The organism is Microbacterium maritypicum, assembly GCF_008868125.1.
GTDB classification, from domain to species: Bacteria; Actinomycetota; Actinomycetes; order Actinomycetales; family Microbacteriaceae; genus Microbacterium; species Microbacterium maritypicum.
Window position 1 is genome coordinate 716,831 of sequence record NZ_WAAQ01000002.1, and the last position, 20,271, is coordinate 737,101.

The 20,271-nt window shown below is 70.0% G+C and carries 17 protein-coding genes; 11 read left to right on the forward strand and 6 right to left on the reverse strand.

What is annotated here, in order from left to right; genetic code table 11:
- Positions 1-17: 17 nt before the first annotated feature.
- Positions 18-416 (reverse strand): YccF domain-containing protein, encoded by a 399-nt coding sequence (locus tag F6W70_RS14315; RefSeq protein ID WP_151487085.1) that lies wholly within the window; start codon positions 414-416, stop codon positions 18-20.
- Between the two features lie 89 nt (positions 417-505).
- Between F6W70_RS14315 and F6W70_RS14320 the strand changes: the two genes are divergently transcribed.
- From F6W70_RS14320 to ligD, 6 genes are all read left to right on the forward strand, one after another.
- A complete protein-coding gene (locus F6W70_RS14320; protein WP_151487086.1) occupies positions 506-1,465 on the forward strand; it encodes an ABC transporter ATP-binding protein in 960 nt (319 codons plus the stop codon).
- Positions 1,462-2,481, forward strand: coding sequence for an ABC transporter permease (locus tag F6W70_RS14325; protein ID WP_151487087.1), 1,020 nt, complete (start codon positions 1,462-1,464; stop codon positions 2,479-2,481). The genes F6W70_RS14320 and F6W70_RS14325 overlap by 4 nt, the downstream gene beginning before the upstream one ends.
- Before the next feature lie 246 nt (positions 2,482-2,727).
- Positions 2,728-5,838, forward strand: a complete 3,111-nt coding sequence (locus F6W70_RS14330; RefSeq protein WP_151487088.1) for a lamin tail domain-containing protein — start codon at positions 2,728-2,730, stop codon at positions 5,836-5,838.
- Positions 5,839-5,943: 105 nt separating this feature from the next.
- On the forward strand, positions 5,944-8,418 hold the full coding sequence (locus F6W70_RS14335) for an ATP-dependent helicase (protein WP_151487089.1): 2,475 nt from the start codon (positions 5,944-5,946) through the stop codon (positions 8,416-8,418).
- Between the two features lie 62 nt (positions 8,419-8,480).
- A complete protein-coding gene (locus F6W70_RS14340) occupies positions 8,481-9,638 on the forward strand; it encodes an SseB family protein (RefSeq protein ID WP_151487090.1) in 1,158 nt (385 codons plus the stop codon).
- A gap of 82 nt (positions 9,639-9,720) precedes the next feature.
- Positions 9,721-10,794, forward strand: a complete 1,074-nt coding sequence (gene ligD / locus F6W70_RS14345; protein ID WP_127481979.1) for a non-homologous end-joining DNA ligase — start codon at positions 9,721-9,723, stop codon at positions 10,792-10,794.
- A gap of 21 nt (positions 10,795-10,815) precedes the next feature.
- Here ligD and F6W70_RS14350 read toward each other — a convergent pair whose 3' ends face one another.
- Together F6W70_RS14350 and F6W70_RS14355 are read right to left on the reverse strand one after the other, a co-directional pair.
- Positions 10,816-11,859: an ATP-dependent DNA ligase gene (locus F6W70_RS14350; protein WP_151487091.1), complete on the reverse strand. Its 1,044-nt coding sequence runs from the start codon at positions 11,857-11,859 to the stop codon at positions 10,816-10,818.
- Positions 11,860-11,904: 45 nt separating this feature from the next.
- Positions 11,905-13,356 carry a phytoene desaturase family protein gene (locus F6W70_RS14355; RefSeq protein ID WP_151487092.1) on the reverse strand — a complete coding sequence of 484 codons (1,452 nt, stop codon included), beginning with the start codon at positions 13,354-13,356 and terminating at the stop codon, positions 11,905-11,907.
- A 72-nt stretch (positions 13,357-13,428) separates the two neighbouring features.
- Between F6W70_RS14355 and F6W70_RS14360 the strand changes: the two genes are divergently transcribed.
- Both F6W70_RS14360 and F6W70_RS14365 read left to right on the forward strand, forming a co-directional pair.
- Positions 13,429-13,917 carry a hypothetical protein gene (locus F6W70_RS14360; RefSeq protein WP_151487093.1) on the forward strand — a complete coding sequence of 163 codons (489 nt, stop codon included), beginning with the start codon at positions 13,429-13,431 and terminating at the stop codon, positions 13,915-13,917.
- 2 nt (positions 13,918-13,919) lie between these two features.
- A complete protein-coding gene (locus F6W70_RS14365) occupies positions 13,920-14,444 on the forward strand; it encodes a GNAT family N-acetyltransferase (protein ID WP_151487094.1) in 525 nt (174 codons plus the stop codon).
- Between the two features lie 10 nt (positions 14,445-14,454).
- Here the strand turns inward: F6W70_RS14365 and F6W70_RS14370 are convergent, their stop codons facing one another.
- The gene (locus tag F6W70_RS14370; protein WP_151487095.1) at positions 14,455-15,255 is read right to left on the reverse strand and encodes an AraC family transcriptional regulator; all 801 of its coding nucleotides are present in this window, start codon (positions 15,253-15,255) and stop codon (positions 14,455-14,457) included.
- 54 nt (positions 15,256-15,309) lie between these two features.
- On the opposite strand from F6W70_RS14370, the gene F6W70_RS14375 reads away from it, so the two are divergent.
- Positions 15,310-16,584, forward strand: a complete 1,275-nt coding sequence (locus tag F6W70_RS14375; RefSeq protein ID WP_151487096.1) for a CynX/NimT family MFS transporter — start codon at positions 15,310-15,312, stop codon at positions 16,582-16,584.
- A 22-nt stretch (positions 16,585-16,606) separates the two neighbouring features.
- Here the strand turns inward: F6W70_RS14375 and F6W70_RS14380 are convergent, their stop codons facing one another.
- Both F6W70_RS14380 and F6W70_RS14385 read right to left on the reverse strand, forming a co-directional pair.
- Positions 16,607-17,842 carry an acyl-CoA dehydrogenase family protein gene (locus F6W70_RS14380; RefSeq protein WP_151487097.1) on the reverse strand — a complete coding sequence of 412 codons (1,236 nt, stop codon included), beginning with the start codon at positions 17,840-17,842 and terminating at the stop codon, positions 16,607-16,609.
- A 63-nt stretch (positions 17,843-17,905) separates the two neighbouring features.
- Entirely contained in the window at positions 17,906-18,568 is a 663-nt protein-coding gene (locus tag F6W70_RS14385) for a TetR/AcrR family transcriptional regulator (protein WP_017828317.1), read from the reverse strand.
- Positions 18,569-18,628: 60 nt separating this feature from the next.
- Here F6W70_RS14385 and F6W70_RS14390 point away from each other — a divergent pair, with 60 nt between their 5' ends.
- Positions 18,629-18,982, forward strand: a complete 354-nt coding sequence (locus F6W70_RS14390) for a DUF2510 domain-containing protein (protein ID WP_141387190.1) — start codon at positions 18,629-18,631, stop codon at positions 18,980-18,982.
- Positions 18,983-19,088: 106 nt separating this feature from the next.
- A complete protein-coding gene (gene sucC, locus F6W70_RS14395; RefSeq protein ID WP_151487098.1) occupies positions 19,089-20,255 on the forward strand; it encodes an ADP-forming succinate--CoA ligase subunit beta in 1,167 nt (388 codons plus the stop codon).
- The last annotated feature ends 16 nt before the right edge of the window (positions 20,256-20,271 follow it).

Below are 20,271 nucleotides of genomic sequence, written 5' to 3' on the forward strand. Positions count from 1 at the left end.
GAGTGCGTGGAGCCCGCTCAGAGCGTGCGGTCGAAGGCGCCCCTGCGGGTGGAGACGATCTCCTTGCCGAGCGGCATGAGAGAGACCGGCACCATCTTGAAGTCGGCGATGCCCATCGGGATGCCGATGATCGTGATGCACAGCAGGATGCCCGAGACGATGTGGCCGATCGCGAGCCACCACCCCGCGAGGATCACCCACAGCACGTTGCCGAGGAACGACCCGACGCCCGCGGTCGGCTTGCTGATGACCTCGCGGCCGAACGGCCAGATCGCGTATGCGGCGATGCGGAAGGAGGCGATCGCCCACGGGATCGTGATGATCGGGATGCACAGCAGGATGCCGGCCAGGACGTACCCGAGGAAGAGGGCCCATCCGGCCAGGATGATCCAGATGATGTTGAGGATCGTGCGCATGAGCTGATTGTGTCACCTGTGTTCGGGTGGGCCTGAGCATCCGCCCCGAGGTCCGGGGTGCGACGGTTCCCCGATGCCAGACTGACCGCATGACCGGAATCGTGGTGCAAGACGTCAGTAGAGCGTTCGGGACGGTGCAGGCGGTGAGGGGGGCCACTCTTCGGGCCGAGCCCGGCCGCGTGACCGGCCTCGTGGGGCCGAACGGAGCAGGCAAGACGACGCTGCTCCTGATGCTCGCCTCCCTCCTCGCCCCCGACACCGGGACGATCAGCATCGGGGGTGTCGATCCATCCGTCGATCCGCTGGCGGCGAGACGTCTTCTCGGGTGGATGCCGGACGCTCTCGGCGCCTGGCCGTCGCTCACGGCGCGGGAGACCATCGTCACGACCGCTCGCCTGTACGGCATCGACAAGCCCGAGGCCGCGGTCCGTGCCGAGCAGCTGCTGGCGCTCGTCGGGCTCGCCGACCTCGCCGATTCCCCCGCGAAGGTGCTGTCCCGCGGGCAGAAGCAGAAGCTCGGACTGGCCCGTGCCCTCGTGCACGACCCGAAGGTGCTGCTCCTCGACGAGCCGGCTTCCGGCCTCGACCCGGAGGCGCGTGTGCAGCTGCGCGTGCTGCTGCGCCGTTTCGCGGCGGAGGGTCGCACGGTGCTGATCTCGAGCCACATCCTCTCGGAGCTCGAGGAGGTCGTCGACGACGCGGTGTTCCTCGTCGCCGGTGCCGTCGTCGATGCCGCTCCCGCCCGGAGCATGGTGCGCGCCTGGCGGGTGCGCCTCGCCGGCGCGACCCCGGAGCGGATGAACGCCGATGCCTGGCAGGTGGCCTCGAACCTCGGCATCGCCCCCGAGTCGCTCGCCCAGGATCGCGGCGCGGTGCTCGTCGGGTTCGAGGGGGAGGACGCCGCGGCGCAGGCCCTGCGGCATCTCGTCGAAGCGGGACTCCCTGTCGTGGAGTTCGCACCGGCGCAGAGCCAGCTGGAGCACACGTTCCTGAACCTGCAGCACGCGACACCACACCAGGCACCCACCGGAACGGAGGCGGGCGCATGAGTCTCGCGAACATCGGCATCATCGCCCGACTCGAACTGACCCAGCGCCTGCGCAGCGTGGGCTGGTACGTGCTGCTGGGCGTCTTCGCCCTGGTGCTGGTCGGCGTCACGGGGCTCTCGTTCGCCGTGTACTCCTGGGGCGATGCCATCGGCGCCGGCGTGTACTCGATCGTCGTCAACATCGTGCTGCTGCTCGTCGTGCTGGTGTCGCCGACGCTCAGCGGCAATGCGATCAACGGGGATCGGGATGCGGCGACGCTCGCCGCGGTGCAGGTGACCGCCGCATCGACCGGTGACATCATGCTCGGCAAACTCGTCGCGGCGGTCGCCACCGGCGGAGCGTTCCTCGTCGTCGCGCTGCCTTTCCTCGCCCTGTCGCTGCTGGGAGGAGGAGCGAACCCGGTCGTGCTGCTCGTCTCGCTGCTCGTGCTCGCGGCGGAGATCATCATCGTGGCCGCGATCGGCGTGGGTCTGAGCGGACTCATCGCCCGTCCGCTGTTCTCGGTCGCGACGACCTATCTGGTCGTCGCCGCGCTCGTGTTCGGTACGCTCATCGCGTTCGGGCTCGGCGGCATGGCGGTGCGCAGCGAGGCGACCGTCTATTCGCGTCCGTACGACGCCAACGGCAACCCCGACTGTGATCGCTGGGAGGTCAACAGCACGCAGGAGGTGCCGCGGTTCGACCTGGTCTGGTGGACGCTCGCCGCGAACCCGTTCATCGTCCTCGCCGATGCGACCCCGACCGAGTTCTCGCCGGAGGGGTATCCGGTCGACATGTTCGGTCAGATCAAGTACGGCCTGCGCAGCGCCCAGCAGTCTCCGCTCGAGCAGCGCTGGGACCCGTGCGACGGGGATGGCCAGACACCTACGGCCGAAGAGGTGATCGCTTCGTCGGTGCCGAGCTGGTTCGTCGGCCTCGGCGTACAGGTCGTCATCGCGGGCTCGCTGTTCGCCGGCGCCTGGGCGCGCACTCGGACGCCGGCTCGACGTCTGCCTCCGGGAACCCGCATCGCCTGAATGCTCCGGTCGCACCTCCTGTCGCGCTGAGCCGCGGCAGGCGACAGGATGTGCGACCGGAGCGGCACCGAGTGCGCCGACGACGAGGATGCGGGCAATCGCCACCTCCCGTTCATCTGCCGTGCACCCGAGGGATCCTCTGCGGCCACGCGGGATCGGTGGTCTGGGCTGGTACCCGACTGAGTCCCCTCCCGGTCGGCCCCGCGACCAGCGGGGACCGCCGGCCCAGCCACCCAGGAGTCCTCCATGCCCCGCCTGCACAGTGCAGCGGCGGTCGCGGCGGTGTGCGCCTTGAGCGCCGCCGCCCTGCTCGCCACTCCCGCCGCCGCGATCGGTGCCGATCCCGGCATCCCCTCCGAGACGGTCTCGGCCGCTCCGAGTCTCGTGCTGAGTGAGATCGTCTACGACGACGCGGCGACCGGTCTCGCCGACCAGGTCGAGATCTACAACGCCGGAGCGGAGACGGTCGACCTCACCGGATGGACCATCGCCGATGAGAAGCGCGACAGCTTCGGCACGGCTCCGCAGGGTACCTCGCTGGCTCCGGGGGAGTTCCTGGTGCTCGTGAAGGATGTCGACTTCGCCTTCGGGCTCGGCAAGGGCGACGAGGTCGTGCTCTTCGACCCGAGCGGCACCGAGGTCGACTCCTACGCCTACGAGAACACCGCACCGTTGTCGGTGTGGGCGCGCTGCCCCGACGGCACGGGGGCCTGGGCACCGGCGACGGCGGCCACGCCCGGCACCCCCAACGACTGCTCGGTCGCACCGGTCGCCGGCTCCATCGTCATCAACGAGGTCGACTCGCAGCCCGCCGACTGGGTGGAGTTCCACAACCCCGGCACCGAGGCGCTCGACATCTCGGGCTACGAGATCCGCGACAACTCCGATGACCACCGCTGGCAGTTCCTCGACGGCACGCAGATCGGAGCGGGACAGTTCCTCGTCGTCGAGGAGGGGACGGTGGGTCTCTCCGGCGGTGTCGAAGCCGCGTTCCGTGAGCCGATCGGCATCGGCAGCGCCGACCGCATCCGCCTCTACGATGCCTCCGGCGCGATGATCGACGACACTCTGCCGTGGCAGGGGCACGCCGCGATCGACGGAGACTTCGCCGCAGCCACACTCGCACGATGCCCGGACGGCGTCGGCGGCTTCGTGCTCGCCCGACCGACTCCGGGTGCGACGAATTCGTGTGTCATGCCCGACGTCGTCATCAACGAGATCGAGTCGAACGGCGATGCCACCGACTGGGTCGAGGTCGTGAACACCGGCACCACGTCAGTCGACCTGTCCGGCTGGACAGTGATGGACAACGACCCCGCAGGCCATGCAGCCGAGACCACACCGCTGCCGGCGGGCACGATCGTGCAGCCGGGCGGCTACTTCGTCTTCGACCAGCCGGGGAACTTCGTCTTCGGACTCGGCAACGGCGACACCGTCACCGTCCGTGACGCGAACGGCAACACGGTCGACGAGCACACGTACGCCGCGCACGCCGCCGGCGTCCTCGCCCGTTGTGCGGACGGCACGGGCGATCTCATCGACATCGCGGTCTCGACCAAGGGACTGCGCAACGCCTGCGGCAACCCCGTGCGCATCAACGAGGTCGAATCCGACGGCGGCTCGCCCGACGACTGGGTGGAGCTGGTCAACCCGACCGGCACCGCGCTCGATGTGTCGGGCATCGTGGTGAAGGACGACGACGACACCCACGCCTACGCGATCCCGGCCGGCACCAGCATCGGCGCGGGGGAGTACCTCGTGATCGAGCGGGCCCAGCTCGGCTTCGGCCTCGGCGCCGGCGATGCGGTGCGGGTGTTCGACGGCGACCTGCTCGTCGACGAGGCCTCCTGGGGCGACGGCCACGCGGCGACCACCTGGGGCCGCTGCCCCGACACCACGGGTGCCTTCGCCGGCACGGCCGAATCCACGAAGAGCGCGGCCAACGTCTGCGCGGGAGAGATCGCGGTGGCGACGTGGCCCGGCTCTGCCGACGTGCGCGTGGTCGACAGCATCCCGACGTTCCTCGAAGACAGCTCAGGACTCGACGTGCAGGAGACCGCCGATGGCGCCTTCCTCTGGGCGGTCGACAACGGCGAGGGCCGGATCTGGAAGCTCGAGGCGCATGCCGACGGCTCGATCGAGAAGGTCGACGGATGGGATGCGGGCAAGCGCGTGCGCTTCCAGAAGGATGCCGCGAACCCGGCGGCCGCGGGCCCCGACACCGAGGGCATCACGGTCGACGGCGACGGCTTCGTGTACGTGGCTTCCGAACGGGACAACAGCGCCAAGGGTGTGAATCAGAACGTGGTGCTCAAGGTCGATCCCGACGCCTCGAACGGCGACCTCGTCGCTCAGCAGGAATGGGACCTGACCTCTCTGCTGCCGGCCGTGGGTGCGAACCTCGGCATGGAGGCCGTGCAGTGGGTGCCGGACTCGGCGCTGGCCGGGAAGCTCTTCGACGACAGCAAGAGCGCGGCGTACGACCCGAAGAGCTACGCCGGTCACGGCGGTGGGCTGTTCTTCGTCGCGGTCGAGGACAACGGCCACGTCTACGCCTTCGCCCTCGGGTCCGACGGTTCGGCGACGCTGGTCTCGGAGATCGCCCCCGGTCTCACCGGAGTGATGGCGCTCGACTACGACAGCGTGCGCAAGACGCTGTGGGCCGTGTGCGACGACGGCTGCCAGGGCCGCTCGGCGGAGATCACGCTGAACGGCACCGCGCAGCCGGGCACCGCCCACTACGCCCGCCCCGCCGGCATGCCCGACATCAACAACGAGGGCTTCGCGACCGCGCCGGCCTCGCTGTCGGTCGACGGGCAGCGTCCGGTGTGGTGGTTCGCCGACGGCTTCGCGTCCGAAGCGCTGCGCACCGGGACGCTCCCCGGAGCCAGCGGTGAGAACCCGGGCGGCGAGACCCCGCCGCTTCCGGGCACCGGCCTCGTCGACGACAACCGCAACGGTCTGACGGTGGACCCCTCGATCGCGACCCCAGGGCAGAAGGTCACCGTCACCGTCGGTGTGAAGAGTGCGGGCGCGCAGGTGTCGGTGTGGATGTACTCCGACCCGTCGCGGATCGCGTCGGGGACGCTCACCTCCGCGGGCACGATCGCGGTGACGATCCCCGCCGACGCACCACTCGGCGCGCACCGGATCGCCGTGTTCGACGCGAGCGGTGGGATCCTCGGCTGGGCGGACATCCGCATCGCCGCAGGGACGGGCACCGGTGCCGGGACCGGCACAGGTGCAGGTGGACTCGCGACCACCGGCTCCGAGCTCCCCGTGGCCGCCGTCGCCCTGGCACTGATGCTCCTCACCGCCGGTGCGGTGGCCGTCCGCCGTCGGAAACGCGAAGCCTGAGCCGGAGGAGGGGTGCGCAGGCCGACCGCGCACCCCTCCTCCCGCCGTCTGCGCCCCGGGATCCCGTGCCGTGGTGTCGGTGCCGACGCCTAGACTCATAAGGCCATGACCGAAGCTCCTCTCATCGTCCCCTCCACCACCGGTCCTCGCTCGTCGGGAGCCCCTGGACAGGACGATCTCCTCGCCGGCCTCAACCCGCAGCAGCTCGAGGCCGTCACCTATCGCGGTCCCGCGCTGCTCATCGTCGCGGGGGCCGGATCGGGCAAGACCAGCGTGCTCACCCGCCGCATCGCCTCGCTGCTGCGCGGGCGGGAGGCATGGCCGAGTCAGATCCTCGCGATCACCTTCACCAACAAAGCCGCCGGAGAGATGCGCGAGCGTGTCGAGGGACTGATCGGCGACGCGGCGCGTGGCATGTGGATCTCCACGTTCCACTCCGCGTGCGTGCGCATCCTGCGCCGTGAGGCCGAGCAGTTCGGCTACACCAAGTCGTTCACGATCTACGACTCCGGCGACTCGCGGGCGCTCCTCAAGCGCCTGGTCAAGGAGCACGAGGCCGACGCCTACGGGCTCACGCCCGCGTCGGTGCAGTCGCGCATCTCCAAGCTCAAGAACGAGCTGTCCGACGCCGAGTCGTACGCGCGCCAGGCCAACATGAGCGATCCGGCCGAACGGGTCTTCGTCGAGGTCTTCGCCGACTACCAGCGGCAGCTGCAGAAGGCCAACGCCTTCGACTTCGACGATCTGATCGGGCAGACCGTTTACCTGTTCCGGGCGTTCCCGCAGGTCGCCGACACCTACCGCCGCCGTTTCCGCCACATCCTGGTCGACGAGTACCAGGACACCAACCACGCCCAGTACTCGCTGATCCACGAGCTCACGCGCCCCTTGTCGGGGGCTGCGGGTTCCGCCCCCGATCCATATGCCTCCAACGGCATGATGATCTTCGAGCCCGATCCGGCGCCAACGGCGGATGCCGGTGAGCCCGGCGCCTCGCTCACCGTGGTCGGCGACTCCGACCAGTCGATCTACGCGTTCCGCGGGGCGGACATCCGCAACATCAGCGAGTTCGAACGCGACTTCCCGGGTGCTCGAGTGGTGCTTCTCGAGCAGAACTACCGGTCGACGCAGAACATCCTGTCGGCGGCGAACGCGGTGATCGGCAACAACTTCGATCGCAAGGACAAGAAGCTCTGGAGCGACAAGGGCGACGGCGATCCCATCATCGGCTTCACGGGCTACTCGCAGCACGACGAGGCGCAGTTCGTGGCCGATGAGGTCGAGGCGCTGCACCGGGCCGGTATGCCCTACTCCGAGATGGCGGTGTTCTACCGCACGAACTCGCAGTCCCGTGCGCTGGAGGAGATCTTCATCCGCTCCGCGGTGCCGTACAAGATCATGGGCGGCACGAAGTTCTACGACCGTGCCGAGATCAAGGATGCGCTCGCGTATCTCGTCGCGGTCGCGAACCCCGCCGACGAGATGTCGGTGCGGCGCATCCTGAACAAGCCACGGCGCGGCATCGGAGACGTGACCGAGACGGCCATCGCCCGGTTCGCCGAGGAGAACGGCATCAGCTTCCGCGATGCGCTGTCGATGCCGGGCCAGCTCGGCGTCGGGCCGAAGATCCAGGCGGCGATCGGTCAGCTCGACGCGGTGCTCGCCGAAGCCGCCGCCATCCTGACACCCGCCAGCGGCGAGCTGCCGCCACCCACCGCGGTAGCCGACGGCCTGAGTCTGCTTCTGGGCAAGAGCGGCTATCTCGACGCACTGCGTGCGAGCCGCGATCCGCAGGACGAGGCGCGCGTGGAGAACCTCGACGAGTTCGTCGCCGTCGCCCGCGACTTCGCGCGCAACAACCCCGAGGGCACGATCGTCGACTTCCTCACCGAGGTCGCTCTGGTCTCCGATGCCGATGACCTCGACGACGAGTCGGGCTCGGTCTCGCTCATGACCATGCATACGGCCAAGGGTCTGGAGTACGACGCCGTGTTCGTCACCGGCGTCGAGGAAGACCTCATCCCGCACCGCATCTCGGCCGGCGAGCCCGGGGGACCGCAAGAGGAACGTCGACTCTTCTATGTGGGCATCACGCGTGCCCGCAAGCGTCTGCACCTCTCCCTCGCGATGACGAGGGCGCAGTTCGGCGAGGTCACTGTCGCGATGCCCAGCCGCTTCCTGCAGGAGATCCCGGCGGGCCTGATCGACTGGCGACAGTCGCCGGGCGATGTGAACTCGCGCGGCGGCATGCAGTCGCGCGCACTGAACGCACGTCGCCAGGGCGGCTTCGGCGGTTCGGGCTCAGGCGACCGGTTCGCGGTGAAGTCGCTGCCGGGGCGCGACTCCCTGAAGCCGCTGTCGACGGCGATGGACAAGTTCCCCAACCGGGTCACGGCCAAGATGCGCGACAACGGCGACCTCGAACTCACCGCCGGCGATCGCATCCGTCACGTCGACTTCGGTGAGGGGCGAGTGGACGCGGTTACGGGTGAGGGTGCGAAGCGCATCGCCCACGTGCGATTCGACTCGGCAGGACAGAAGAAGCTCCTCATCAAGGTCGCACCGATCGAGAAGATCTAGCCCGCCGCGGGTGTTTCCGCTTCGGCGAAACACCGGTCGGATTGCCGGTTAGGCTGGCTCATATGGCCCTCTTCTCCCGCCGCAAGAAGTCCGGTGACGATGCCGTCGCCCCCACCGCCGAGGCCGTCGAGACCGACGCCGCGCACGACGATACGCGCCCGACCGACGCGCCCACCGTCGAGGCGGAGCAGCCCGTCGCGGCACCGTCGATCGGCATCTCGGTGCAGGCTTTCCGGGGCGTCGGCGCGGAAGCGGGGCCCGAGGTGGCGCTGCCGAGCGCCGACGGTGCGCCGACCACCGCCGCGCAGCCGGTTGCGGCGCCCGCCGCACCGCGGACCACGCCGCCTCCGACCGCTCAGCCGCAGGCGCCAGAGGAGCGGCGTCTGCCTCTCGCCTCCGCGATGCCGCCCGAGCAGACCGAGACCGTCGCCGGCATGAAGGACAACGTGCTGCTGCGCGAAGCCCTCACCGAGATCGAGGCGGGCGCGACCAACGACCAGCTTCTCGGCGTGATGCGTCAGGCGCTCCAGGGTCACCTGTACATCCGTGTGAACGGCGATGCGCGCGCACAGATCAGCGAGGGCAAGCCGCTCTCCGTCGCCGTCGTGCGCGACGCCGAAGACCGTCAGTACATGCTGGCGTTCAGCTCGGCCGGCGCGGTGCGCGATTCCGTGCAGCTCGAGGCGGACCCGTCGGGGACGTCGGCCGTCGCCCAGCCGGTCACCTCGGTGCTGCAGCAGGTCGTGTCCGGCGACTTCGCCGGACTCATCGTCGACAACGCTTCGGCGCCGCACCGTGTGGTGTTCCCGACCGAGCTTCTGCAGAAGACCCTCGAGCAGGCCGATGTCGACATGACCGTGAAGAGCATCCTCGCCGCCCCGCGCGAGCAGGATTCCGTCGTCAAGGTCGGCGAAGCCCTCGCCACGAAGCGGATGTGGGTGGCGGTCAACGACGGCTCCGGCGGTGGCCCCGTCGGTATCGCCGAGGCGCAGACCACCGACGGCCGCCGATTCCTGCAGCTGTTCTCGCACCCGCTCGAGGTCATCGCGCTGGGACGCGGCGACCGTCCGCTCCCGTTCGCGCCCGAGCAGCTGGCGAAGGTGCTCACCAGCCACACCGACATCGCCGGCGTGATCGTCGACTCGGCCGGCCCCTCGATCGTCGTCGAGCGGGATGCACTCACGCCGGTTCTCGTACTGGCGGTCGACCTCGGCGACTGATCCGACGCGACCGATGCGAACCCCGCGCGCCGTCGAGGCGCGCGGGGTTCCGTCTGTCCGGGCGGCGCTCTAGGGTCGGAGCATGGCCTCCGAACGCGTGACCCTGATCGTCGCCGACTCCGATGGCGAGCGTGAGGTCGCGCTCTCCAGCCCGAATCGAGTGGTGTGGCCCGACCTCGGCATCACCAAGGCGGAGCTGGCGGAGTACGTGCAGCTGGTGGCGGTGCCGTTCCTGGCTGCGAACGGCAACCGCCCGGTGTCGCTCGAGCGGTTCCGCGACGGCATCGGCCCCGCAGGCGGAGCGCGGGCCGAGGGCTTCTTCTCGAAGAACCCGCCCAAGGGGACCCCGGACTTCGTCGACGCCGTCACGGTGACCTACAACAGTGGGCGTCAGCATCCGCAGATCGTCCTGAACCGGGCGAGCGCGATCGTGTGGGCCGTGCAGATGAACACGATCGTGTTCCACCCCTGGGCGTCGCTCGCCACCGATGCCGACAACCCGGTCGAGCTGCGCATCGACCTGGACCCGCAGCCCGGCACCGACTTCGCGGATGCCGTGAGGGCCGCCCACGCGTTGCGCGAGGTGCTGCGCGAGGCCGGGTTGGACGCGTTCGCCAAGACCAGCGGCAACAGAGGCCTGCACGTGTTCGCGCCGATCGAGCCGACGCACGAGTTCCTGGACGTGCGGCATGCCGTGATCGCCGCCGGCCGCGAGCTGGAGCGGCGGATGCCGGATCAGGTCACGACGAACTGGTGGAAGGAAGAGCGCGGCGAGCGCATCTTCGTCGACTTCAACCAAGCCAACCGCGACCGTACGATGGCCGGCGCCTACAGCCCTCGCGCGCTTCCCGGCGCGACCGTCTCGACACCCGTGGCGTGGGACGAGCTCGACGGCCTCGACCCGACCGCGTTCACGGTGCGCAGCATCCCGAAGCGCCTGCAGGAGGTCGGCGATCCCTGGGCCGCGATGCAGGACGCACCGGGACGCATCGACACGCTGCTGGAGTGGTGGGAGCGCGACAGGGAGAACGGGCTCGGAGAGCTGCCCTTCCCGCCGGAGTTCCCCAAGATGCCGGGGGAGCCCCCACGCGTGCAGCCGAGCAAGAAGGTGGCGGCGAACTGGGACGACGACGGCGCGCCGGCGGAGAAGGACTGACGTCCCTCGGCCCAGGACAGCTCAGCTCAGGACATCCGCGAGGTCGTAGCCGGCGACGGTGTCCAGCTGCTCGTAGGTGCACGAGCGGGCATCGCGATCGGGGCGCCAGCGCTCGAACTGCACGGTGTGGCGGAAGCGGGCGCCTTCGAGCTGGTCGTAGCGCACCTCGAGCACCCGCTCGGGGCGCAGACGCACGAAGCTCACATCCTTCGATCCGCTGAACCGCGACCTCTCGCCCTCCGCGGTCACGGCGTCTCCTGCTTCGTCACGTTCGACCAGCGGGGCGAGCTCCTCGACGAGCTCCTGTCGGCGGGCGTCGCTCCACGCCGCCACTCCGCCGACCTGACGAAGCACTCCGTCGCCGCCGTACAGCCCGACCAGGAGCGAGCCGACTCCTGAACCGGACTTGTGGATGCGGTAGCCGAGCGCGACGACGTCGGCCGTGCGGGCGTGCTTGATCTTGAACAGGGTGCGCTTGCCCGGGGCGTAGGGCTGGTCGAGCGGCTTCGCGACGACGCCGTCGAGACCCGCGCCCTCGAACTCGGCGAGCCAGCGCACCGCCGCATCCCGATCACGGGTCGTGCGCGTGAGGTGCAGCGGATGCTCGACGCCCTCCATGAGAGTCTCGAGACGTGCCCTCCTGGCCTCGAAGGACTCGGCGAGCAGATCATCTTCCCCTGAGGCGAGCAGGTCGAAGGCGACGAACATCGCAGGTGTCTCGACGGAGAGCTTCGCGATGCGTGAAGCCGCGGGGTGGATGCGCTGGCTCAGCGCCTCCCAATCCAGGCGCTGCGATCCGTGGGCCCCGGTGGCGACCACGATCTCGCCGTCGAGCAGGCAGGGTCCAGGAAGCAGATCGGGGATCGCCTCGACCAGTTCGGGGAAGTAGCGGGTCAGGGGCTTCGCGCCGCGCGACCCGATCTCCACCGTCTCGCCGTCCCAGGCGATGAGCCCGCGGAATCCGTCCCACTTCGGCTCGTACAGCAGCCCGCCGGGGGTCTTCGCCGGGTCCGGTACCGCCGGCACCGCCTTGGCGAGCATCGGAGCGGGGATCTCGTAGCGCATGGTCCCATCCTGGCCGCAGGCGATCCGCGGCGGAAGGGGAGGGGATCAGTCGAAGAGGTCGGCCAGGGTCGCCGGTTCACCGGCATCCCGCAGAGCTGTGCGGGCAGCGTGCCAACCGGCCATGCCGTTCACGGACGGACCCGGGGGTGTCGCGGCGGATGCCAGGTAGACGCCGTGCATCGGCGTGCGCCAGGGGGTGGGGGAGAGGATCGGGCGCCGCAGCGCCTGGCGCATGTCGAACACTCCGCCGGAGATGTCGCCACCGATCTCCGTGGGGTTGACCGCCTCGCGCGACGATGCCGGCACCGCGTGGTGGGCGAGGATGAGGTCGCGGAAGCCCGGTGCGAAGCGCTCGACCTGCGCGGTGATCGACTCGGTCGGGTCGAGGTCCGATCCCGGCGGCACGTGGATGTAGGCCCAGAGCACCGCCTTGCCCGCGGGAGCGCGGGAATCGTCGAGGATCGAGGGCTGCACGGCGAGCACATAGGGCCGTGCGCTCACTCGTCCGGCGGCGACGGCGTTCTCGCTCGCCCAGACCTCGGCGCGCGTGCCGCCCAGATGCAGGGTCGGCGCGTGGGCGACGTCGGGGTTCGCCCACGGGACCGGTCCGTCGAGGGCGAAGTCGACCTTCGCGGCTCCCGGCCCGTACCGGTACGAACGGAGCGCACGGACGTAACCCGCAGGAACGTCGGGGTGCGTGAGCGCGAGCCGCGGTGAGGTGTTCAGCAGCAGCAGGTCCCCGCGACGGGGATCGCCCCAGTCCAGAGTCCCCAGGTCGGAGACAGGCGTGCCCGCCTCGACCGTGCCGCCGTGCTGCTCGAGGTCGGCGACCATCGCGTCGGCGATGCGCTGCGCTCCGCCCCGCGGATACGGCCAGCCGCCCGCGTGCCCGAGTGCGGCGAGCAGCAGGCCGGCGGCGGCACCCGCCAACGAGGGCAGGGCGGAGTTCGCGTGGGCGACGACCCCCGAGAGCAGAGCCGCAGCCTCTTCGGTGCGGAAGGCGCGAGCGGCCAGGGGGGTTCCCTGGTCCAGCATGCGGATCACGAAGCGGGCGGCGGTCACCGGGTCGCGGGGGAGGCGAAGCAGCTGATTGCCGGTGAAGTCGACGACGCCGTCGATGTGCGTGCTGAGCGGACGCAGGCGCGAGGTCCAGGCGGAGCCGTCGACTCCGAGCGCGGCCGCCGTGCGCTCGATGTCGCGCCACGCGATCGCCGCGCGTCCGTCGTCGAGCGGGTGGGCGTACGAGGCCTCGGGGCGGATCCACTCGATGCGCCGGTCGAGGCCGAACGCCTGGAAGAACGGGGAGGCGAGGGCGGCCGGGTGCACGGCGGAGCAGACGTCGTGCCGGAACCCCGGAAGAGTGGATTCGCTGGTGCGTACGCCGCCTCCGATCGTGTCGGCGCCCTCGAGCACTCGCACCCGGTAGCCGGCGCGGGCGAGCGTGACGGCTGCGGCGAGCCCGTTCGGGCCGGAGCCGATGATCGTCGCCTGGGCCATGACGTCAGTTTGGCACGTATACGAGCGGAAAACGGTCGAACGCACCCCTCTGGGCGTGCGATCCTGGAACTGATGAAAGAAGCACAGGGGCCGACCCCCGCAGGCACCTCCCGTCCATACCGTTCGCTCCCGGAAGCGTTGCGCGCGCATCGCATCGATCCGTCCAACCACGCGTTCATCACCGCCATCGTCGAAGAGATCGGGATCAGCTCGTTCATCGACCGCGGTCGCTACATCGAGGCGATCCGCCGTGGCGAGGGCGCTCCGCTCCACATCGGGCGCACCTACACGAACGGCTTCACCGAAGACGAGCGTCTCGTCGTCGGATCCGCCCCGTTGCGACTGCAGCCGAGCGAGGGGCGCGCACCGTACTTCTACGTCAGCCACCCGAGCGAGTTCATCCCGCTGACGCCGCCGCGTGCGGCGAAGCGCGCGACGACTCCTCGTGTCTCCGCGCCCCGCGCCGAGAAGGCCCCGAAGCCCGTGGAGGAGCGCGACTACGGCGTGTGCGACGTGTGCTTCATGGTGAAGACCCCGTCCGGCGGCTGCGGCTGCGACTGAACATGAGCACCGCTGCGGGATCAGCGCTCGACCGACCGCTGATCCGCCTCGCCGACCTCACGGGACCTGATGCGATCGAGGTCGGCGCGGCAGTGCGCGCCTATCTGCAGCAGACCGAGCTCGAGAAGAGCCTGCAGGAGCACGGGGCCGCCCCCGATCCCGTGCCGCCGCTGCCCGAACGCTACCTGCGCGAGGTCGAAGACCCTGCGGCGGCGTACGCCGCGCACCGGGTGCGTGTGGCGCTGCTGGGCGCACGCGTCGTCGGCGTCGTGGTCCTCTCGGTGCGCGACGAGGTGGCGGAGGTCAAGCGCCTGTGGGCGGAGCCTGCGGCGCGCGGTCGCGGGGTGGGTTCGGCGCTGCTGGACGCCGCCCTCGACGATGCGGCCGTTCTCGGTGCCGTGCAGGTGCGGCTGTCGGTGTGGGACTGGCGTGATGGTCCCGTGCGTCTGTATGAATCGCGGGGATTCGAGCGGGTGCCCTCGTGGGACGATCGCGAGCGGCTCGTGTGCATGGTGCGCGCGGTCTGAGCCGACCGCATCACGCCGAGTGCTGAGACAGACGGTAGCGGCCGGGGGTCATCCCCACGAGCGGTGTGAACTGCTGGATGAACTGGCTGGTCGTCGCCCACCCGCAGGCCGCGGCCGTCTCGGTCACCGAGGTGCCGTCGGCGAGCAGGACGAGCGCACGATGCACGCGCAGCTGGAGACGCCACTGCCGGTATCCCATGCCGGTCTCCCGAGGGAACAGGCGGCTCAGGGTCCGCTCGGTGGTTCCGGTGCGCATGCCGAGCTCGCCGAGGTTCACGGGCGTGGCGAGGTCGTCCTCGACGATGCGGGCCGCCCGACGCAGACGCGGGTCGCGCGGTTCCGGCAGATGCAGCGGCTGCTCGGGGGCGGTGATCGCCTCGTCGACGATGACCCGGCGCAGGTGCTCCAGCGCGCCCGCGCTGCGGGGGCGGTCGGATGTCATCGCCAGGACTGCCTCTCGTGCGAGCGGCGTCGCGACGAGGACGGCGGGGGTGGTCGGCAGCCGCGCGGCGAGCTCCGCGGTCAGGTGGACGATGCGCATGTCGGTGCGTCCGTGCGCGCGATGACGGTGCTCCGCGCCGGCGGGCACCCACGCCATGCGCGTCGATGGCGCGATCCAGGCCCCGTCGTCGGTGAGCAGTGAGAGCACTCCCGAAGCCGCATGCACCAGGTGTCCGAGCGGATGGGCATGGCGCGGTGAGGTCTCGGCGTGCGCGAAGCGGTAGGCGCCCTCCATCGGCAGAGTGGCGAGGGCGTCGAAGTCGACCAGGCTCAGATCGACGAGCCGAGCGGATTGGCGTGTATTCGACATCGCGTTGCAGTTTACGTGTTTTCTGATGCGGTGCCCGGGTGCTGGACTCGAAGCATGACCACGATGCACGAGCCGCTCGACACCGCCCCGACCCCGCTGACCACGCCGTCGGCTCGTCACGGCGGCGTCCTGTTCGGGGTCTACGTGGGCGTCGGGCTGCTGTTGATCGCGCTGAATCTCCGGATGGGCGTCGCCTCGGTCGGCCCGGTGCTCCCGGCGATCGAGCGCGACCTCGGCATCCCCTCCGCGGCGGCAGGTCTGCTGACGACGATCCCCGTGTTCGCCTTCGGTGCCTTCGCCTTCCTCACCCCCACGCTGACCCGCCGGATCGGGCTGCATCGGCTGCTCGCGCTGACGATGGTCGTCGTGGCGGTCGGCATCGGCACCCGCCTCCTCGACTCTCCGGTGGCGCTCTTCGGCGGCACGGTGCTGGTCGGCGCGGGTATCGCGGTCGCGAACGTCTGCATGCCCGCGGTGATCAAGCAGGACTTCGCGCACCGTCTCGGTCTGATGATGGGGCTGTACTCCACGGCGCTGTTCGTGGGCGCTGCCGCGGCCGCCGCCTTCACGGTGCCGCTCATGACCGCGCTCGACGGGTCATGGCGTGGCGCGCTGGCGTTCTGGGCCGTTCCCGCGGTCCTCGCGCTGCTGGTCTGGCTGCCCCGGGCGGTGCGCGGGTCCGCGAGCGTGGCCGGAACGCCCGGCGACGCGATCGCGGAGCCGCGGGACGAGCCGCAGATGTCGGTGCTGCTGCGCGACCCGGTCGCGTGGGCGGTCACGGTGTTCATGGGGTTGCAGAGTCTGAGCTACTACGCCGCGCTGACATGGATCCCGACGATGCTGCAGGACGCCGGAGTACCGCTGGCCGATGCCGGTCTGTTGCTGTCGTACTCGAGTTTCCCCGGGGTCGCGGCAGCGCTCCTCGCGCCGATGATGCTGCGACGTATCCGGCCGACGTGGCTGCCCGTCCTGCTCTCGACGCTGCTGTGCGCAGCGGGGCTGATCGGCCTCCTCGTCGTGCCGGGAGGAGCCGCGCCCTGGGTGTGGATGACGCTGCTCGGGCTCGGTCAGGGCGCCGCCATCACGCTGTCGCTGACCTACATCGTGCTGCGGGCTCCCGACGCGGCGCACACGGCGCACCTGTCGACCATGGCCCAGGGGATCGGCTACCTGCTCGCCGGTTTCGGCCCGATCGGACTCGGCATCCTGCATGCCGCCGTCGGCGGATGGGCGCTGCCGGTCGCGGCGCTGGTCCTCCTGCTCGGTGTGCAGAGCGTCGCCGGGGCAGCGGCGAGCAGAGAGCGCCACGTGCGCGCCGGCGGCCGGTGAGTCGACCCCGGCGAACAGCGGCTCAGACGAACGCGCTCATCCCTGTGATGTCGCGCCCGAGCAGCAGCGCCTGCACGCTCTCGGTCCCCTCATAGGTGTGGATGGCCTCGATGTCGGCCATGTGCTGCATCACGCCGTTCTCGAGGAGGATGCCGTTGCCACCGAGCATGTCGCGGGCGGTCGAGGCGATCCGGCGGGCGGCTCGCGTGTTGTGGAACTTCGCCAGCGACGCCTGGGTCGGGCGCAGCTCGCCGGCCGTCTCGAGGTCGGCCATGCGCCGGCAGTACAGCTGCATGGCGGTGAGGTCCTCGAGCATGTGGGTGAGGCGCTCCTGGACCATCTGGAACTTGGCGAGTGGCTTTCCGAACTGCACCCGCTGGGTCGCATACGCCAGCGCCGCCTCGTAGCAGGCGGTCGCGTGTCCGAGCGCCGACCACGCGACGCCCGAGCGGGTCGCGTACAGCACGATGGAGGCATCCTTGAAGCTCTTCGTCCCCGGCAGCACGGCGTCGAGCGGGACCCGCACGTCGTCGAGCACGATGTGCGCCTGATGGATCGCGCGCAGCGAGGCCTTGCCGCGGATCACGTTGCCGGTGTAGCCGGGGGTGTCCTGTTCCACGAGGAAGCACCGCACGGCGCCGTGCTCCTCGGCGCCCTCGTCGTCGACGCGCGCCCAGACGAACGTGATGCCGCCGGAGGCGCCGTTCCCGATCCACTTCTTCGTCCCGCGGATGACCCATTCGTCGCCGTCGCGGCGGGCCACGGTCTCCAGCGAGACCGAGTCCGAGCCGTGGTCGGGCTCGGTGAGCGCGAACGACCCGAGCACCGAGCCGTCGGCGACACGAGTGAGCCATCTCTCCTGCTGGGCGGGGGAACCGAACAGCGCCAGCGTGCGCAGCGCGAGTCCGCCCTGCACCGCGAGGATCGTGCCCAGCGATCCGTCGCCGCGGGAGATCTCCATGTTCACCAGGCCCGCGGCCAGCGGGGACAGGCTCGTGAGCGCGGGGTGCTGGACGCCGTCGACGACGAGATCCATCTCGCCCATTCGCCGGGCAGCCTCGAGCGGATACTCCGCACGGTCCCAGGCATCCGCCATCTGCGGGGCGACCTCGTCGATGTAGGCCTTGGCACGGTCCCACGCCGCACTGTCGGCAGCGGGGATGTCGGAGAAGACCGCGTAGTAGTCGCTGTCCTGACGTCCGGTGATGTCGTACGACGAGACGCGCTCGCCGGGGAAGGGGGAGGCTGCAGTGCTCATGGGGCTCCTTCGTGGCACCAAGTATCGTACTCCTCGATACTCGGTTCCACGACCCTCGCGAGACTAGTCGAGCTGGGACTGCAGCCGGCGACCGACTTCGGCGATCGGCATGGAGCGGGGGAACACCGCCACGACCATGTCGTCCGGGGCGGCTACGGCATCGTCGCCGGCGACGCCGTAGCGACGACGCACATCGGCCAGTGCCGTCTGCAGTGTCGCCAGCGGCACCTTCTTGCGGCCGCGCAGCAGCTGGCGCAGCACGTGGTTGTGCACCGCCGTCACGAGGGCGGCGAAGCCGACCGCATCCAGCGGGTCGACACCGGGGAGCGCGCCGCGCAGATAGTCGTCGAACAGGCGCTCATAGCGGAAGACCGTGATGATCTCGCGTTCGCGCAGCACGGGCACCTGACGCACGATCTGGTAGCGGCGCCTGGCGAGTTCCGGATCGTGCGCGAAGTGGGCGAAGACCGACTCGGAGGCTGCGCACACCGCACCCCACGGATCGTCGTGTCCCTCGTCGAGGAACTCCCTGAGCTGTTCCAGGAGCACCTCGTGATCGGCGAAGACCACGTCCTCCTTGCCGCCGAACTGGCGGAAGAACGTCGAGCGGGAGACACCGGCGGCCTTGGCGATCTGCTCCACCGACGTCTGGTCGAACCCCTGAGCGCTGAAGAGTTCGAGCGCCGCGGCGACGACGCCGGTGCGCAGTTCTGCGGATTCGTGCATGGCGAAAGCCTAGACCTCGCCGGGCGGAGACGCCGAGGCGCCGACGTCATACTGAGGAGCGTGAGAGATGACGGGATCCCGGCCGGCTGGTTCGACACGCGGCGGCGCGGCACGCGGCGCTGGTGGGACGGCACACGATGGACCCCCCACATCACCGTGCACGGGCGGCGGACGACTCTGGCCGAGGACAGTGCGGCGGTGCGCAGACAGCTGCTCGTGAGCGAGCTCGTGCTCGCGGCGGTGCTGGTCGGGGCGATACTCATCGCCCTGTGGGGCTCCCTGCCGGTGCTCGTGGTGCGCCCCGTGATCGTCGCCACCGGCGCCGCTCTGGTGGTGCTGCCGTTCCTGATCACCCGGCAGCTGCGTCGGGCCGCGCTTCCGGCGCGACGAGCAGGGGTGCCCGCCCGGCGCTGAGAGCCGGGGCCGCAGGAGCGCCCAGGCCGAGGTAGTAGGCTGGGGGACTGGTCGATGTCTCGACATCGAGAGAATTACCAGACAGCAGCCCAGTGAAGGAACCACAGTGGATCTGTACGAGTACCAGGCACGAGACGTTTTCGAAAAGTACGGAGTGCCGGTCCTCGCCGGCATCGTCGCGGACACCCCTGAAGAGGTGAGGGCGGCTGCCGAGAAGATCGGCGGAGTGGTCGTCGTCAAGGCTCAGGTCAAGACCGGCGGCCGTGGAAAGGCGGGCGGCGTCAAGGTCGCCAAGACGCCCGACGAGGCGTATGAGGCAGCGAAGGCCATCCTCGGCCTCGACATCAAGGGTCATGTCGTCAAGCGCGTCATGGTCGCGCAGGGTGCGCGCATCGCCGAGGAGTTCTACTTCTCCGTGCTGCTCGACCGCGCCAACCGCTCCTACCTGAGCCTCTGCTCGGTCGAGGGCGGCATGGAGATCGAAGAGCTCGCCGTCGAGCGCCCTGAGGCGCTCGCGCGCGTCGAGGTCAACCCGCTCACCGGCATCGACAAGGCGAAGGCCACAGAAATCGCCCGCGCGGCGAACTTCCCGGAAGACCTCGTCGAGAAGGTCTCCGACGTCTTCGTGAAGCTCTTCGACGTCTACAAGGGCGAGGACGCGACGCTCGTCGAGGTCAACCCGCTGGTTCGCACCGAAGAGGGCGACATCATCGCGCTCGACGGCAAGGTCACGCTCGACGACAACGCCTCCGAGATCCGCCACCCCGAGCACGAGGCGCTCGAGGACAAGGACGCCGCAGACCCGCTCGAGGCCAAGGCCAAGGAGTCGGGCCTCAACTACGTGAAGCTCGACGGCGAGGTCGGCATCATCGGCAACGGCGCAGGACTGGTCATGTCCACGCTCGACGTGGTCGCCTACGCGGGCGAGAACCACAACGGTGTGAAGCCGGCCAACTTCCTCGACATCGGCGGCGGCGCTTCGGCTGAGGTCATGGCCGCCGGCCTCGACGTCATCCTCGGCGACCCGCAGGTCAAGAGCGTGTTCGTCAACGTCTTCGGCGGCATCACGGCGTGCGACGCCGTCGCCAACGGCATCAAGGGTGCCCTCGAGACGCTGGGCGCCACGGCCTCCAAGCCGCTCGTCGTGCGCCTCGACGGCAACCGCGTCGACGAGGGTCGTGCGATCCTCGCCGAGTACGCGCACCCGCTCGTGACCCTGGCCGCCACCATGGACGAGGGCGCCGACAAGGCCGCCGAGCTCGCCAACGCCTGAGACTGAAGGACGAGAA